Origin of the sequence: Afipia sp. P52-10 (assembly GCF_000516555.1) — a bacterium.
In the GTDB taxonomy this organism is placed as follows: Bacteria; Pseudomonadota; Alphaproteobacteria; order Rhizobiales; family Xanthobacteraceae; genus P52-10.
The window spans coordinates 1,746,118-1,762,228 of the sequence record NZ_AZSJ01000003.1 but is presented as its reverse complement, the minus strand read 5'-3'; the positions used below and the strand labels follow the sequence as shown (position 1 = coordinate 1,762,228).

18 protein-coding genes are annotated in these 16,111 nt (G+C 64.0%); 11 read left to right on the top strand and 7 right to left on the bottom strand.

Annotated features, from left to right (window positions below):
• Positions 1–279: 279 nt before the first annotated feature.
• A complete protein-coding gene (locus tag X566_RS09730; RefSeq protein ID WP_034465653.1) occupies positions 280–741 on the top strand; it encodes a GNAT family N-acetyltransferase in 462 nt (153 codons plus the stop codon).
• Positions 738–1,334: a glutathione S-transferase family protein gene (locus tag X566_RS09725; protein ID WP_034465651.1), complete on the top strand. Its 597-nt coding sequence runs from the start codon at positions 738–740 to the stop codon at positions 1,332–1,334. Before X566_RS09730 ends, X566_RS09725 begins: the two co-directional genes overlap by 4 nt.
• A gap of 166 nt (positions 1,335–1,500) precedes the next feature.
• Here X566_RS09725 and fabI read toward each other — a convergent pair whose 3' ends face one another.
• The 3 genes from fabI to fabA form a co-directional block, all read right to left on the bottom strand.
• Positions 1,501–2,349, bottom strand: coding sequence for an enoyl-ACP reductase FabI (gene fabI, locus X566_RS09720; protein ID WP_034465648.1), 849 nt, complete (start codon positions 2,347–2,349; stop codon positions 1,501–1,503).
• A gap of 124 nt (positions 2,350–2,473) precedes the next feature.
• Entirely contained in the window at positions 2,474–3,697 is a 1,224-nt protein-coding gene (gene fabB, locus X566_RS09715; RefSeq protein ID WP_034465646.1) for a beta-ketoacyl-ACP synthase I, read from the bottom strand.
• Between the two features lie 167 nt (positions 3,698–3,864).
• A complete protein-coding gene (fabA, locus tag X566_RS09710; RefSeq protein ID WP_034465643.1) occupies positions 3,865–4,395 on the bottom strand; it encodes a 3-hydroxyacyl-[acyl-carrier-protein] dehydratase FabA in 531 nt (176 codons plus the stop codon).
• A 392-nt stretch (positions 4,396–4,787) separates the two neighbouring features.
• Here fabA and irrA point away from each other — a divergent pair, with 392 nt between their 5' ends.
• A complete protein-coding gene (irrA, locus tag X566_RS09705) occupies positions 4,788–5,270 on the top strand; it encodes an iron response transcriptional regulator IrrA (protein WP_034468257.1) in 483 nt (160 codons plus the stop codon).
• Positions 5,271–5,483: 213 nt separating this feature from the next.
• Here the strand turns inward: irrA and X566_RS09700 are convergent, their stop codons facing one another.
• Positions 5,484–6,008, bottom strand: coding sequence for an SH3 domain-containing protein (locus tag X566_RS09700; protein ID WP_034465639.1), 525 nt, complete (start codon positions 6,006–6,008; stop codon positions 5,484–5,486).
• Between the two features lie 222 nt (positions 6,009–6,230).
• Here X566_RS09700 and X566_RS09695 point away from each other — a divergent pair, with 222 nt between their 5' ends.
• Positions 6,231–7,232 carry a D-glycerate dehydrogenase gene (locus X566_RS09695; RefSeq protein ID WP_034465636.1) on the top strand — a complete coding sequence of 334 codons (1,002 nt, stop codon included), beginning with the start codon at positions 6,231–6,233 and terminating at the stop codon, positions 7,230–7,232.
• Between the two features lie 122 nt (positions 7,233–7,354).
• Here the strand turns inward: X566_RS09695 and X566_RS09690 are convergent, their stop codons facing one another.
• Positions 7,355–8,158 carry a molybdopterin-synthase adenylyltransferase MoeB gene (locus X566_RS09690; protein WP_034465633.1) on the bottom strand — a complete coding sequence of 268 codons (804 nt, stop codon included), beginning with the start codon at positions 8,156–8,158 and terminating at the stop codon, positions 7,355–7,357.
• Positions 8,159–8,305: 147 nt separating this feature from the next.
• Here X566_RS09690 and X566_RS09685 point away from each other — a divergent pair, with 147 nt between their 5' ends.
• From X566_RS09685 to X566_RS09675, 3 genes are all read left to right on the top strand, one after another.
• Complete coding sequence (locus tag X566_RS09685) at positions 8,306–8,533, top strand: hypothetical protein (protein WP_034465630.1); 228 nt, start codon at positions 8,306–8,308, stop codon at positions 8,531–8,533.
• 211 nt (positions 8,534–8,744) lie between these two features.
• A complete protein-coding gene (locus X566_RS09680; protein WP_034465627.1) occupies positions 8,745–9,827 on the top strand; it encodes a D-TA family PLP-dependent enzyme in 1,083 nt (360 codons plus the stop codon).
• A 46-nt stretch (positions 9,828–9,873) separates the two neighbouring features.
• Positions 9,874–11,163, top strand: a complete 1,290-nt coding sequence (locus X566_RS09675; protein WP_034465624.1) for an MFS transporter — start codon at positions 9,874–9,876, stop codon at positions 11,161–11,163.
• A gap of 61 nt (positions 11,164–11,224) precedes the next feature.
• On the opposite strand, the gene X566_RS25505 is transcribed toward X566_RS09675, so the two are convergent.
• Positions 11,225–12,391, bottom strand: a complete 1,167-nt coding sequence (locus X566_RS25505; RefSeq protein ID WP_343213055.1) for an OmpA family protein — start codon at positions 12,389–12,391, stop codon at positions 11,225–11,227.
• 323 nt (positions 12,392–12,714) lie between these two features.
• Between X566_RS25505 and X566_RS25500 the strand changes: the two genes are divergently transcribed.
• The gene (locus tag X566_RS25500; protein WP_343213054.1) at positions 12,715–13,152 is read left to right on the top strand and encodes a hypothetical protein; all 438 of its coding nucleotides are present in this window, start codon (positions 12,715–12,717) and stop codon (positions 13,150–13,152) included.
• Positions 13,153–13,561: 409 nt separating this feature from the next.
• Positions 13,562–13,939 carry an MAPEG family protein gene (locus tag X566_RS09665; RefSeq protein ID WP_034465617.1) on the top strand — a complete coding sequence of 126 codons (378 nt, stop codon included), beginning with the start codon at positions 13,562–13,564 and terminating at the stop codon, positions 13,937–13,939.
• 42 nt (positions 13,940–13,981) lie between these two features.
• Here the strand turns inward: X566_RS09665 and X566_RS09660 are convergent, their stop codons facing one another.
• Positions 13,982–14,365 carry a VOC family protein gene (locus tag X566_RS09660; RefSeq protein ID WP_034465614.1) on the bottom strand — a complete coding sequence of 128 codons (384 nt, stop codon included), beginning with the start codon at positions 14,363–14,365 and terminating at the stop codon, positions 13,982–13,984.
• Between the two features lie 127 nt (positions 14,366–14,492).
• On the opposite strand from X566_RS09660, the gene X566_RS09655 reads away from it, so the two are divergent.
• The gene (locus X566_RS09655; RefSeq protein WP_034465612.1) at positions 14,493–15,164 is read left to right on the top strand and encodes an RraA family protein; all 672 of its coding nucleotides are present in this window, start codon (positions 14,493–14,495) and stop codon (positions 15,162–15,164) included.
• A 25-nt stretch (positions 15,165–15,189) separates the two neighbouring features.
• Positions 15,190–16,029, top strand: coding sequence for a PhzF family phenazine biosynthesis protein (locus tag X566_RS09650; RefSeq protein ID WP_034465610.1), 840 nt, complete (start codon positions 15,190–15,192; stop codon positions 16,027–16,029).
• Positions 16,030–16,111 lie beyond the last annotated feature (82 nt).

The following is a 16,111-nucleotide window of genomic DNA, read 5'->3' as shown; positions in this document are numbered from 1 at the left end:
TGACAACGCCATCACGCCTGAGTTCACAACAGTCGCGCTGGCCGACGCCGCGAAAATGACAAGCGCTCCGCCCACGCACGACTTTCAAGCATCTTATTCTTCAAGCGAAATCGCATGTCCTACGATGCCTGCGCCCGACCGGATTTGAAGCCGGCATGGCAGGCATGTTTTGCATTGTGCGAGCGCAGCGTCTGGCCCCAGCTCTGCAGATGACATCACCATGACGCCTATTGGATGCACTGATTCGCCGATGTTGAATCGATTTGAAGGGAGTTTGCGATGCCGGCCGTGACGATCCGCGAGGCGCAGGAAGACGACTATGAGACGATTGCCCGGATCTGGACGGAGAGCTGGGCGTCGGTCGGAATCGAACCCGCCAGCGCGGCCATGCTCGCCGAGAACCGGGCCCGCATCCCACGCGAGATGGCTGCCGGCTGGAGCCTCTACGTCGCCGACGATGGCGGACGGATTGCGGCCATGCTCGCCTTCCGGCCCCGCGACAGCTATCTCGATCAACTCTTCGTCGCGCCGGAGCATCACGGCCGCGGAATTGGCAAAATGCTCCTCGAATTTACCCGCAAACGTCTCCCCGACGAAATCTGGCTGCGCTGCGCCAGCCTGAACGGCAAGGCGTGGCGCTGGTACGAGCGTGAAGGCTTCGTCCTCGAAAAGGAAGAGATGCATCCGCAAAGCGGTCTGATGATGCGATACTATCGCTGGAGGAAGGAGTCCCGCGCATGATGAAACTCTACTGGTCGCCGCGCTCGCGCGCGTTCACAACCCTCTGGCTGATGGAAGAGACCGGCCAACCCTATGAGCGGGTGCTGACCGACATCTCGACGGGCGCGCAGAAGAAGCCGGAGTTTCTCGCTATCAACCCCATGGGCAAAGTGCCTGCGCTGCAGGATGGCGATGCTGCAATGGGCGAGGCAGCCGCCATTTGCGCCTACGTCGCGGATCGTTACCCGCAAGCGAATCTTGCCCCACCCGTCGATGATCCGCGCCGCGCCAAATATCTCTATTGGCTATTCTTCGCTCCGGCCTGCATCGAGCCCGCCATCATTCAGCTCTTTACCAAGATTCAGGTGCCGACCAGCACGGCCGGTTGGGGCGACGCGGCGCAGGTCTTCGACGTGCTCGACCGCGCCGTGGAGACCGGCCCGTGGCTGCTCGGCGACAGCTTCTCCGCCGCTGACGTCGTGATCGGCTCAGGCCTGAACTACGCGGTGCGCGCGTTCAAGATGGTGCCAACACGTCCGTCATTCGACCGCTACATCGATCGCTGCGCGGCCCGACCGGCCTTCCAGCGCGCGACGGCGATCGCCAACGGCTGAGCATGAGCCGTACCTGAGCGGCGCGTCTGTCCAAGAAGGCGCGCCCACGGCTCCAAGCTCGTGCCGAACGGGCCAGTGAAACGCAGAACGGCACATCATACCGCAGGCTTGATACCGCAAGGCCTGCCGCGGCCTTCCGCCGGCTCTTGGCCGGAGCCGTGAATACCTATTTGCCGGTGGTGGACGGATCGGATTCCGCGGCCGACTCCGCCTCGTCGATCAGCTTCAGCGCCTCGGCCCGCGGCATCGAGATGATGTTGTAGCCGGAATCGACATAGTGAATGTCGCCGGTGACGCCGCTCGACAGATCCGACAGCAGATACAGCGCCGAATTGCCGACCTCGTCGATCGTCACCGTCCGCCGCAACGGCGTATGCCGCTTCTGGAACGAGAACATGTAGCGCGCATCGGAAATCCCCGCGCCGGCAAGCGTGCGGACCGGGCCCGCAGAGATCGCGTTGACGCGGATGCCGCGCGGTCCGAAATCGTTGGCGAGATAACGCACCGACGCCTCGAGCGCAGCCTTCGCCAGGCCCATGACATTGTAATTCGGCATCACCCGCTGCGAACCGGCGTAGGTGAGCGTCAGCAGCGAGCCGCCGCTCTCCGGCATCAGCTCAGCGGCGCGCTTTGCGACTTCCGTGAAGGAGAAGCACGAGATCACCATGGTCCGGGAGAAGTTCTCCCGCGTGGTGTCGGCATAACGCCCCTTCAGCTCGTTGCGATCCGAAAAGCCGATCGCATGCACGAGGAAATCGAGCCGGCCCCACTTGGCGCGCAATTGCTCGAACACGGCATCGACCGAGGCGATATCCTCGACGTCACAGGACAGGATGGTGTCGGAGTTGACCGATTGCGCGAGCGGACGGACGCGCTTGCCCAGGGCCGCGCCCTGGTAAGTGAAGGCGAGCTCCGCGCCCTGCGCAGCGAGGGTCTTCGCAATGCCCCATGCGATCGAATGATCGTTGGCGACGCCCATGATCAAGCCGCGCTTGCCCTGCATCAATGCCTGCATGTCCACCTTCCGGAGCGGTAACCAACCTCAAGGCTGGCTTCAATTGTCTTAGAATTGGCTTATCAAAACGCCGATGGCCGGGACAAGCCCGGCCATCCGCAAACTCAATCACCGTTTATAACGATCATGCATCGAGGCGCTTGAACACCAGCGTCGCGTTGGTGCCACCGAACCCGAATGAATTCGACAGCACGGCACCGAGCTTGGCATTGTCGATGCGCTTGCGGACGATCGGCATATCAGCGAACGCCGGATCGAGCTCCTCGATATGCGCGCTCTCGCAGATGAAGCCATTGTTCATCATCAGCAGCGAGTAGATCGCCTCCTGCACACCGGTTGCGCCGAGCGAATGCCCGGTCAGCGACTTCGTCGCCGAAATCGGCGGACACTTGTTCTCGTTGCCGAAGATGTTGCGGATCGCCCCGATCTCCGGCGGATCACCGGCCGGCGTCGAGGTCGCATGCGGGTTGATGTAGTCGATCGGCGCCTTCACCGTCGACAGCGCCATACGCATGCACCGCTCCGCGCCTTCGCCTGACGGCGCCACCATGTCGTAGCCGTCGGAGGTCGCGCCATAACCTGCAACCTCGGCGTAGATGCGCGCGCCGCGCGCCTTCGCATGCTCCAGCTCTTCGAGCACCAGCACGCCGGCACCACCGGCAATGACGAAGCCATCGCGATTGATGTCGTAAGCGCGCGATGCGGTTGCCGGCGTATCGTTGAACTTCGACGCCATCGCGCCCATCGCATCGAACAGCACCGACATCGTCCAGTCGAGGTCTTCGCAACCTCCGGCAAAGACAATGTCCTGCTTGCCCATCTGAATGGTCTCGTAGGCGTTGCCGATGCAGTGGTTCGACGTCGCGCACGCCGATGAGATCGAGTAGTTCACGCCCTTGATCTTGAACCAGGTGGCGAGCGTCGCCGACGCAGTCGACGACATCGCTTTCGGAACGGCGAAGGGACCTACGCGCTTCGGTCCCTTCGAGCGGGTGATGTCGGCGGCATCGACGATGGCGCGTGCTGAGGGGCCGCCCGATCCCATGATGATCCCCGTGCGCTCGTTGGAGACGTCTTTCTCCTCGAGACCCGCATCGCGGATCGCCTGCTCCATCGCAACGTGATTCCACGCTCCGCCTTCACCAAGGAAACGCATGGCGCGGCGATCGACCACATCGGCAGGCTTCAGCGTCGGCTGACCAAAGACCTGCGACCGGAAGCCGAGCTTGGCATACTCTTCCGAACGCGTAATGCCGGACTTCGCCTCATGGAGGCTTCCGAGAACTTCTTGAGTGTTGTTGCCAATCGATGAGACGATGCCCATCCCGGTAACGACAACCCGCTTCATGCTCGCCTCGCCTTGATTCCTGCTTGTCGACATCGCGGCCGCTTGCTGCAGGCCGCTTCGGCATCATGATCCAGCTGGATCACAATCTCATTGCGTTCGTTGAGACGATCTCGTCGTAAAATCTGTTTCCGCCGTCATGTCAGGCAATCCGCGATCGCGGCCGCCGGTCACGCGCCAGGCTGAACTGCAGCCTCTTGCTGGAACAGGCCCACCTTGAGATCCTTCGCGCGGTAGATAATCTCGCCGTCGGCGGAAAGCCACCCGTCCGCAACCCCCAACACAAGTTTCGAGCGCATCACCCGCTTGAAGTCGACATTGTAGACGATCTTGCGGACGTTCGGCAGAACCTGGCCCGAGAATTTCAACTCGCCCAGGCCGAGCGCGCGGCCGCGCCCGGGGGAACCGAGCCAGCCGAGGAAGAAACCGACCATCTGCCAAAGCGCGTCGAGTCCGAGACAGCCCGGCATCACCGGATCGCCCTTGAAGTGGCAGCCGAAGAACCAGAGGTCCGGCTTCACATCGAGTTCGGCGCGCAGGAAGCCTTTGCCGTACTCGCCGCCCTGTTCGGAGATTTCGGTGATCCGATCAAACATCAGCATCGGCGGCAGCGGCAATTGCGCATTGCCCGCCCCAAACAATTCGCCGCGGCCGCAAGCCAGCAGGTCTTCATACTCGAAACGGCTTCGGCGTTCGGTCATCACGTTCCATTTTCCCGTTGCCGGCCCCCATCCGGCCGAATAATGCGGGGTCTGTAACACAAAGCCGGGAGAACACGAAAACGAGTTCGGCCATTCCGCAGCCGCATGGCGCCCTGCCGTTAACCTCATTCACAGCTTAGCGGATGGCCTGTCTGCCATCGGAGCGACGCGGGATTTCGGTCCGGCTTGTGACGGAATCATTAAACTCCATGATTCCACAGCGTTTTTCAGGAGACCTGGCGCTGCAGCCCATGGCGCATCCAAAGCCTGTGCTGCACCCCCGGACAGCTGCCCAGTTGCGAAATACTTGCATCTATCCCCTTGAGTTTCTATAGTGAAATTCAATCGAGCCGTGAATGGAAGGGCAGGCGCAGGTCTGCACCCGGGACCGTATGACTGAACAGACCGCCGATCGGAAGAGCGACGAGGCTATGGTCGGCCAGGGCCGCCCTCCCCTGCTGACGGGCTGCCCGTGGCATGACGTCAACGAGATGCTGCAGTCGGTTGGACTTCGCCCGACGCGGCAGCGCATGGCTCTTGGCTGGCTGCTGTTCGGCAAGGGCGAACGGCACCTGACGGCGGAAATGCTCTATGAGGAAGCCACGCTGGCGAAGGTGCCGGTGTCGCTGGCCACCGTCTACAACACGCTGAATCAATTGACCGATGCAGGCTTGCTGCGGCAGGTGAGCGTCGACGGGACGAAGACCTACTTCGACACCAACGTGACCGCCCATCATCATTTCTACATTGAGGGCAAGCACGAGCTGGTGGATATCCCGAACTCCAATCTCGTCGTTCAGAACATGCCGACCCCGCCGGAAGGCTATGAGATCAGCCGCATCGACATGGTGGTGCGGTTGCGAAAGAAGCGCTGAGGTCAACGGCGTCCGACCCGCGATCCGCGTCTGGCCGAACTTTTTCCGGCCGCCGTATCCACGCATCAGCTAAACACGTCTCGTTCAGCGAACACATCGCGTGGGGCGGGTTTCGCGCGCGACGCAGGCATGCGGCTCTCGGCCGCGGCCGAACCATGTGTGACCGCCGCACAGAACACCGCTTTGCAGCGCAGGGAGGGACGCCCCAGCGCCTCAGTCGAGCTTTTCGTCGGGGTAGACGCCCCAAAGCCGTTGCTGCTCGATCCAGCCGTCGAAACCGCTGCCGCTGATCCGGCACCAGCTGCCGGAGCAGCGTCGCACGGTCGCGAGCACGCCAGGCTCGAGCCGGGCTGCGATCGCGCTGGTGGGATCCGCCCTGTCGTAGAGCGGGGTCAGGTCGTCCTTCACTTTGGCGATCACCACGGCGGTTCGGCGTCCTGATAGCAGCGAGTGATAGACCCAGCCCTCGGCGCCCTCGGAATCGCGAATCCGCCGCCAGTTCTCGAATTCGGCTGTGATCTCCACGGGCAGGCTGGACCGGGTGTAGATATAGCTGACGTCGTTGTCCTTGGTCGGGCCGACCCGCACGTTCACGTGGTCCGATTTCAGGCTGACGAAGCGCGGCACTGGCAACCCGCTGGTGGTCAGAGCCCCATCCTTTGCCGGGGCGATACTGGCCGAGCCAACGGTTGCGGTTCCGGCCAGAACTGCTGCGACAAGATAACGGGCAGAAAACATCGGGACCGACCCCTCCAGACTTCCGGTTTCTGTTGATCCAGTGTGCGCAAACCGGGCTTCTTGTCTTGGCCCCGCCTTCTGCTAGAGAGGGCCGAAGCTTCCAGATGCTGCCGGCTGCGGTGAATTTGCAGTTTCATTCAGCCGGGTTAACGACGCCTGAATAATCTTAGCAATTGACAGCCGCCGCACGCATTGGCTCGATCGAGGTTTGAGACGCTGAAGATGTCGGTTCGCAAAAAGCCCCTGGTCGTCGTCACGCGCAAGCTGCCTGACAGCATCGAGACGCGCATGCGCGAACTGTTCGATGCCAGGCTGAACCTCGACGACCGGCCGATGACGCCCGAGCAGCTGATCGACGCGGTGAAAACCGCCGACGTGCTGGTGCCGACGGTCACCGATGAGATCAACGAGGCGGTCCTCAATCAGCCCGAGCTCAAGGTGAAGCTGATCGCCCACTTCGGCAACGGCGTGGACAATATCGACGTCGAAGCCGCGCATAAACGCGGCATCACCGTCACCAACACGCCGAAGGTTCTCACCGAAGACACCGCGGACATGACGATGGCGCTGATCCTGGCGGTGCCGCGGCGCCTGATCGAGGGATCGTCGATCCTTGCCGAAGGCAAGGATTGGCAGGGCTGGGCGCCGATGTGGATGCTCGGCCACCGCATCGGCGGCAAACGGCTCGGCATCATCGGCATGGGGCGGATCGGCCAGGCGGTGGCGCGCCGCGCTCATGCCTTCGGACTGCAGATCCACTATCACAACCGCCGTCCGGTTGCGCCGAGCATCGAAGAAGAGTTGGGAGCAACCTATTGGGACAGCCTCGACCAGATGCTGGCCCGCATGGATATCATCTCGGTCAACTGCCCGCACACGCCGGCGACGTTCCATCTGCTCTCGGCGCGCCGTCTCAAGCTGCTGAAGAAGGACGCCTACATCGTCAACACCGCGCGCGGCGAGGTGATCGACGAGACCATGCTGACCAAGCTGATCGAGAGCGGCGATATCGCCGGAGCGGGCCTCGACGTCTACGAGCACGAACCCGCGGTTAGCCCGCGGCTGCTGCGGCTTGCGAAGGCCGGCAAGGTGACCCTGCTGCCGCACATGGGATCAGCGACCATCGAAGGCCGCGTCGAGATGGGCGAGAAGGTGATGATCAACATCCGCACCTTCCTCGACGGGCATAAGCCGCCGGACCGGGTGTTGCCGGGCGTTGGCTAAGGCTTGCGGCTGAACGCCTTCCTTCGATCGTGGTTGTTCAGCCCGAAGCGGCGATTGCGTGCTCTCGTGAGGGAGAGGTGAAGCGCTCCATTCTATGAATTCGATTCAAGCGATCACATGCCTTAGGACGCGTGGACGGCCAGATCGCAAATCGTCGGCTTGTCACCATTCAGAGGATTTGACGGGTCGCGCGCATAGGCCAGCGTTTCAAACCGCATCGCGCGCGCATCGACCATCAACAGCCTGCCGACCAGCCCCTCGCCGAAGCCGACGATCTCGCGGATTGCCTCCAGCGCCATCATCGATCCCAGCACACCCGTCAGCGCGCCGAGGACGCCGGCCTCCTCGCAGGTCGGGACCGTTCCATCCGGCGGCGGCTCGGGAAACAAGCAGCGGTAGGTCGGATTGAAGTCGCCCTGCGCATTGCGCTCATGGGCGCGGATCGTCGTCAGCGAGGCATCGAACACGCCGAGCGCACCGGTGATCAGCGGCTTCCGCGCCAGATAGCATGCATCGGAAACGAGATAGCGGGTGGCGAAATTGTCGGAGCCGTCGGCAACGAGGTCGTAATCGGCAAGCAGGGCCATCGCATTGCCGGCGTCGAGACGCTGCCGATGCGTTCGAATCGTCACATGTGGGTTGATGGCGGCGATCCGATCACGCGCGCTGTCGGTCTTGGCCCGGCCGACGTCCGCCGTCGCGTGAATCACCTGGCGCTGCAGGTTGGATAACGACACGACATCATCATCGACCACGCCGAGCGTCCCCACTCCCGCCGCCGCGAGATACATCAGCGCAGGGGCTCCCAGACCGCCGGCGCCGATCACCAGAACCCGCGCAGCCTTCAGCTTGGCCTGTCCTGGACCGCCGACCTCGCGCATGACGATGTGCCGCGCATAGCGTTCAAGTTCGTCGGAGGTCAGCATCGCTCGTCTCGGTTCCCCTGCATCGAGGCTGTGTAGCACGCGCCGCCGCTGACCAGGAGTTCCCGTTGGCGTCTGCAACATAGCTGGGATGCAGGGAACATTTTGCACTGCACACTGTTAACCAAGGCTCAGCTTACGAGGATGGTCATGTCAAACGCGGTCGAAACGGCCACGCGCCGGGTTCTTGAGACCTATGCGCTGATGTTCAATTCCGCAAAGGCGGAAGCCGCGCGCGATTCCGTCGTCGATTACCTGCAAAAGGTGTTCAGCGCCGGCGAAAAGGACGAGATGCGCCTGGCCGTCTATGGTCTCGCCTACCTGCGCGAAAAACACGGCGACAGTGATCCGGTGAGCCAGGGCTATACAGGCCTTTGACGCCATCCGATTCGGATGGCGCTTGTCCCGCTCAGTCTTCCGGCCGACGCTCCGAAAACGTGATGCGACTTGGATAGATCGCCCGCGCACGGCGGCATGCCGCCGCAGATTCAAGACTGCTGTCACTCTCTGGCATGAGGCGGACTTCCCGGCGCAAATGCTGTGCTAGGTTGCTGCCATGCGCGCGTCGTGCTGCGCCCGGGAGCTGTCTGTGTCTACACCGCTTGCTTTGAAGATCGCTCGCGACTACGGCACCCCTGCCGTCGTCATCGACATGGACCGCGTGGAGCGCAACATCGCCCGGATCCAGGCCCAATGCGATGCTGCGGGCCTTGCCAACAGGCCGCATATCAAGACCCACAAGAGTCCCTATCTCGCCCGCCTGCAACGGGATGCAGGCGCCAAGGGCATAACCTGCCAGAAGCTCGGCGAGGCCGAGGTGATGGTCGATGGTGGCCTCGACGACATTCTCATCAGCTACAATCTGATCGGCGAGGAGAAGATGGCGCGCCTCGCCGCGCTGATGCGCCGGGCGAGCGTCACGGTCGCGGCCGACAATCCGACGGTGGTCGCCGGGCTGCAACGGGCTGCTGAACTCGCCGAGCGTCCGCTGTCCGTGGTGGTCGAATGCGATACCGGCCGCAAGCGTGCAGGTGTCGAGACGGTTGCCGAAGCCATCGCGTTGGCGGGACAGATCGCCGCCACCAAAGGCCTCAGCTTCGCGGGCTTCATGCTGTACCCCACCGAAACCGGCTGGCGCGAGGCGCAGACATTCTACGACGAGGCGCTCAACGGCGTGCGGGCGCTGGGGCTTAACGCCAGCATCGTATCTACGGGCGGATCGCCGAACATGAAGAACCTCGGCAAGCTCGTTGGCGCCACCGAACATCGCCCAGGCACCTACATTTATAACGACCGGATGCAAGTCGCCGCCGGCGTCGCCACACTGGACGACTGCGCCTTGCAGATCTACGCCACCGTCGTCAGCCGTGCCGCGGCCGACCGCGGCATCCTCGATGCCGGATCGAAAACGCTGACCGCCGACCCTGGCGGCGGACTCGACGGCTATGGGCTGATCCTCGAACATCCGCAAGCGCGCATCGCGCGCTTCGCCGAGGAACACGGCTTCCTCGATCTCGCCCAAAGCAACACGCGGCCGAACGTCGGGGATGTCGTGCGTATCATCCCGAACCACGTTTGCGTGGTCGTCAATATGGTCGACGAGGTGGTGATGGTGCGTGGCGACGAGATCATCGGCACGCTACCGGTTGCCGCGCGCGGCAAGCTACGCTGATCCTACGCTGCCCTTTCCTTCTCCTCCCTAACGAAGACCTTCCAGCATGCGGCTTCCGTTCTTCTATGGCTGGCTCGTCGTCGCGGTGACTTTCGTGACCATGGGCATCGGCGTCAACGCACGAACCTCGTTCTCCCTGCTGTTCTCACCGATCATCGACGAATTCGGCTGGCCGCGCGGTGTCACCGCCGGCGCCTTCTCGTTCGGCTTCGTGATGTCGGCGATCTTCAGTCCATTGATCGGCAAGCTGATGGATCGCACCGGTCCGCGCATGGTGATGGAGATCGGCGTGCTGCTGATGGCCGCGGGTTTTCTGCTGGCACCGCTGACGACCGAACCTTGGCATCTGTACCTGACCATCGGCGTCCTGGTCGGCGCTGGCAGCGTTTGCCTCGGCTATTCCGGACAATCGCTGTTTCTGCCGAACTGGTTCGTTCGCAAGCGCGGGCTCGCGATCGGCATCGCTTTCGCAGGCGTCGGCGTCGGATCGATCACGTTGCTGCCTTGGATGCAGACCCTGATCGAGCGCAGTGGATGGCGCGCGTCGTGCTGGATGCTGGGCATTCTGATCCTGCTCGTGCTGGTGCCGATCAACCTGTTGCTGCGCAAGCGCCCGCAGGATCTCGGATTGCAGCCGGATGGCGATGCTGCTCCGGCGCCAGGCGCAACCCGTGCGTCGAACATCGTCGATGCCGATTGGGCCTCGACGGAGTGGACGCTGTCCCGCGCCGTCCGCACGCAGCGTTTCTGGTGGCTGGCCCTGACCTACTTCTGCGGCCTGTACGTCTGGTACGCGGTACAGATTCATCAGACGAAATNCCTTACCGAGATCGGCTTCTCGGCCACCGCCGCTGCATGGGCGCTCGGCTTCGTCAGCCTGATCGGCGTCCCGGGGCAGATCTGGCTCGGCCATCTCTCGGATCGCATTGGCCGTGAATGGGTCTGGACCATAAGCAGCGTTGGCTTCGCGGCCTGCTTTCTCGCATTGATCGCCCTCGAACGGACGCCCTCTCTGCCGCTCCTGTATCTGATGATCGCAACCCAAGGCTTTCTCGGTTACGGCTTCACCTCGATCATGGGTGCGGTGGCGATGGAGATCTTCGAGGGCAAGCACTTCGGCAGCATCTACGGAACGCTGACGCTGGCCGGCCTGTCAGGCGGCGCGGCGGGCCCTTGGATCACCGGTGTCCTGCACGACAGGCTCGAAACCTATACGCTCGCGTTCTGGCTCGGCGTCGTCATCAGCCTGCTCTCGGTGCTGGCGATCTGGATGGCATCGCCGGGCACGATTCGCGCCGTTGCCGGACGAATCGATCGCATCAAACCCGCGGTCTGAGCCTCAAAGAAATCGGCGCGCTGTCCTGCAGCGCGCCGATGTGATGGTTTGATTGCGGATGTCAGCGCCGCGGCGGCGCTGCGCCCGGCGGAGGCGGCGGCGGGACCTGATTTGCTCCTGCGAGCAGTGGCGTGATCCGGCGGATGGTCGAGCGGCGGTTCGCCCGCTCAGGCTCCTGCGTCGGCACCTTCAGGTACTGCTCACCGTAGCCCTGGGTGGTCAGGTTCTCCGGGGGCACGTTGAACGAGTCCGTCAGCGCCTGAGCCACAGCTTCCGCGCGCCGATCCGACAGCGACAGGTTGTCAACGTCGGAGCCGACCGCGTCGGTGTGACCTTCGATGAGGAACACCTCGCGCGGATTGCGGGAAATGGCCCGGTTGAGGCCTTCGGCGATCGCGGCCAGCTTCTGCACCTGATCGGGCGTGATCTCCCACGAGCCGGTGTCGAACGTGATGGTGTCGAGATCGATGCGCGGCATGCGATCGCGGACCATCGGGCTGTAGCGGATTTCGTCGAGGCTGTAGCGACGATCGATTCGCTCCACCGGCGGCGCCACCAGGGTCTCGTAGATCAGATCCGGGTCGGCGCTCTCCGCCTCGACGATGTAACGGTCCTGCGGGATGCGAACCACCGGCGGCGGCAGGTTGACGTAGTAACCGCCGATCACCGCCCCGGCGACACCCGCCGCGACACCCGCGGCGATGCCTCCTACTCCCGGTCCAGGCCGCGGACGAACGCTATCGTCGATGATGATGATCTCGCGCCCATGGGAATCGCGTCGGATGCGGCGGAGCAGCCGTCCATCCCGATCGCTGGTCGTGATGATCTGCGATCCGTCGGGCCTGACGATCACGGTGCGGGTCTCCCCGCCACGCTGCTGCACCTGCACGTCACGCGCACCATAGCGGAAGCGGTCGATCTCGTTGTGACGCACGAACGACTGCCCGCTCGGATCCCGCACGATGATACGGCCAGGCTCGTTGATGATGGTGCGGCCGCCCTCCTGCACCTCGCGGCGCTGCGAGCGGAAGCTGTCGAGCTGACGCGGCTCCTTTGCGCCCGGCGCGATCGGCGCCGCGGTCGAAACCGAAGGCGGCGGCGGCAACGGGGCAGCGACCGTGGGCGGCGGTGGCGGGACGGCCGCCTTGGCGCCGCCGGGCGGTTGACCGCCCTGCTGTTGCGGAGCGGCACCCGGCGCGGGGGCCTGTGGCTGCGTGGCCCCCTTCACGCCACCGGGCGCAGGCGCTGCAGGTGGAGACGTGGCGGTGGAGGGAGCCGGCTGCTGAGCGGCTCCCGGCGCTGCGGGTGCTCCTGCAGGTGGCGGCCCACCAGCACCCTGCGGCGGCCTTCCCTGACCACCAAGACCACTGCCGGGACCACCAGACCCGCGCGGGCCCTCCCGCCGCTCGGTTTGACCCGGCGCCGGTGCAGGGGCGGGCGAAGCCGGTGGCGTCGCTTGCGACGGTGCTGTTTGAGCCGGTGCAGCCGGCGGCGCGGCCTTCGTCCCCGGCGCAGGCGCTCCACCAGGCGCGGGCGTAGGCGCGGCAGGCGGTGCAGCCTTCTGCTGCTGTGAGGGCGGAACGGCCGGCGCGGCCGGAGGCGGAGCCGACTTCTGTTGTGGCGGCGGTGTCGGCGCAGGGGCGGCAGGAGACGGCGCCGGACGCGCAGCCGGAGGCGGAGCTGCCGCTGGCGGCACCTTCGGTTGCGGGTGAGCCGCAGGAGGCGGAGGCGGCGCGGACTTCTGGGCAGGCGGCGGAGGCGCGGCAACCGGCGGCGGAGCCTTCTGTTGAGGCGGCGGCGGAGGCGGAGGTGCGGCCGGACGCGGCGCGGCAGGCGGCGTTGCCGCAGGCGGTGAGGGTGGTGCAGGCCGCGCAGCGGGAGGAGCGGCAGGATGCGAAGGTTGTGCAGGCGCCGTCTTCGGCGTTTCGCGAGGCTGCTTCGCCTGCCCTGGAGGTCCCTTGCCTTCATCAGGCTGCGCTTGCGCGATGATGGTGCGCGCGTCGTTCGCTTGCGCACCATGCGTCAATGCAAGCGCCGAGACAGCCGTCGTCGCCAACAGGATGAAACGAAATCGAGCCATGGTGATATCAACCCCAGCAATCCCTGAATGAACAACAAGTGACGTGCGCAACAGTTCCAGGGACATCCGTGCGCGTTGCTATCAACGTCACTGTTGAGGGCCGCATTATGGCAGCGTGCCAGGCAAATTTCTTCACATGCGGTTGCATGTTCAGCACTCATTCATCGACAGCGCACATGCAGCATTCGCGAAACGCGAAAGGCGCGCCGCGACAATATGGCCTTAATGCGATGCGATCGCGCATGACGGCAATTGACAAGCACGCGGAGAAACTCCACGGAACGGCGACCGAACTTGCGTCACGTTGGAGAGGATTCGATGCCGCTCGCTTATTGGTGCGTCCTGATCGCAGCCTTGATGCCGCTCGCCATCGTGAGCTACGCGAAGGCCGGTACGCAGAACAGCAATCACAATCCTCGCGAAGGCATCGACGACCTACCGCCCGCGAAGCGACGCGCCTATGCGGCTCATCAGAACGCCTACGAGAATTTTCCGTTCTTCGCTGCGGCGGTGATCATCGCGGTGGTGTCAGGCACGCCGATCAACACCGTCAACATCCTTGCGGCGCTCTACATCGTACTGCGCGCCATGCACGCAGTGCTCTACGTCAATGACGCCGCGACCGCGCGATCGATCGTCTATGCGCTCGCACTCGTGGCGAACATCGCGATCTTCGTTCTGCCGGCATTTCAATGATCGATCCGGACGCATGAACCGGGCACAGGTTCGGAACGACGTTCATCCCGGCTTATGACACACCGCCTCGATGTTGTGGCCATCGGGATCGAGCACGAACGCGCCGTAGTAATCCGGATGATAATGCGTGCGGAGACCGGGCGCACCGTTGTCCCGGCCGCCCGCCGCGATCGCTGCACGGTAGAACGCATCGACGGCCGATCGCTCGTCCGCCGCGATCGCGATGTGCACGGACTTGCCGAGGCCCCCCTCGCCGCCGATCCAGAAATCCGGCTTGCCGCCCTTGCCAAATCCCGCCGCCGGGGCGTCATGTTCGTTCTGCTGCACCTCCATGATCAGCCCATAACCCAGCGGCGCCAGCGCCTGGCTGTAGAACGCCTTTGCCCGCGCATAGTCGGAGACCGGAAAGCCAATGTGATCGATCATGAGCCTCTCCATTGTCGGAACGTCGCCCGCATCCTAGCATGACCGACCGATGCGGTGTCGCGGCAGCGAGCCTCATTGACGAGGTTCTTTCGGCTGGGTCGGCACGACCGAGACCAAGCAGGGGTGAATGATGATCGGATTTCAGATCGCCAAGCGCATGCGGAGAATCGACGAGGGCATGGTCGACAGGTTTCGCCGACTTCCGGTCGCCAACATCAGCGATTCGATGGCACGCATGACGGCCGGCGGCGCGAGCCTGCGGCCAATGCATGCGGGTGGCGTGCTCGCGGGCCCGGCGTTGACCGTGAAGACCCGTCCCGGCGACAACCTGATGATCCATAAGGCGCTCGATCTGGCCCAGCCGGGCGACGTCATCGTCGTCGACGGCGGCGGCGATCTCACCAACGCGCTGATCGGGGAGATGATGGTGGCGCATGCGGAAACCCGCGGCCTTGCCGGGCTGGTCATCTATGGCGCTATCCGCGATTACGATACGATCCATGCCGGCCGGTTTCCCGTCTACGCGGCGGGCGTCACCCATCGCGGCCCTTACAAGGACGGCCCCGGCGAGATCAACGGCGCCATTGCCATCGACGGCATGGTGATCGAGCCCGGCGATTTGATCATCGGCGATGGCGACGGCGTGCTCTGCGTGCCGTTCGCACTGGCCGAGACGATCTACAAGGCCGCGAAGGCCAAGAACGATGCCGAGATCACCCAGCTTGCCGCCATTCGCGAGGGGCGCAGCGACCGAAGCTGGGTCGATGCCACATTGCAGCGCCTGGGCTGCACGCCGTGAGCAGCACATGACGGGACGACTTCCGATGACGTCATTCGCCTTTCAGCAAGTCGATGTGTTCACGACTGTTGCGCTCAAGGGGAATCCGCTCGCGGTCGTGATCGGCGCGGACGGATTGTCCGATGCGGCGATGGCCGCGCTCGCCAACTGGACCAATTTGAGCGAGACGGCATTTCTGCTGCGACCGACAGCATCCGGGGCTGACTACCGCGTCCGCATCTTCACTCCCGAACGCGAACTGCTGTTCGCCGGACATCCGACACTTGGAAGCTGCCAGGTCTGGCTCAATGCCGGTGGCAAACCGAAGGGGGCCGACATCGTCCAGGAATGCGGCGTCGGCCTCGTCAGGATCAAACGCGATGGCGAGCAGCTTGCGTTCGCAGCGCCGCCGCTTCGGCGCACCGGTGACGTCGAACGCGAGACCCTCGACGTGATTGCGAAAGGTCTCGGCATTCAGCCGCAGGCGATCATCGCTTCGCAATGGATCGACAACGGACCGGGCTGGGTAGCGGTGATGCTCGGCAGCCGTGCCGAGGTGCTGGCGATCAAGCCGGATTATCCGGCACTGAAGGGGCTCAAGCTCGGCGTCGTCGCTCCATGGGATGTGGCGAAGGACGGCTGCGAGGCGCAGTTCGAGGTCCGCGCGTTTGTCTCGACCCTCGCCGATGAGGACCCGGTGACCGGCAGCCTGAACGCCGGTATCGCGCAGTGGCTGATCGGCAGGGGTATCGCGCCGGCAGCCTATGTGGCCAGCCAGGGCACTGCGCTCGGGCGCGGCGGCCGCGTGCATGTGCAGCGCGACGGCGACGACATCTGGATCGGCGGCAGCGTGGTCACCTGCATCGAAGGCACGCTACGGCTTTAGGCACTACTGCTGCGGGTTCGCGCCTCTCTCCCGCCTGCGGGGCAAGGGGAGAGCGATCTCATGTGCTCGTCCTGCCTTATCC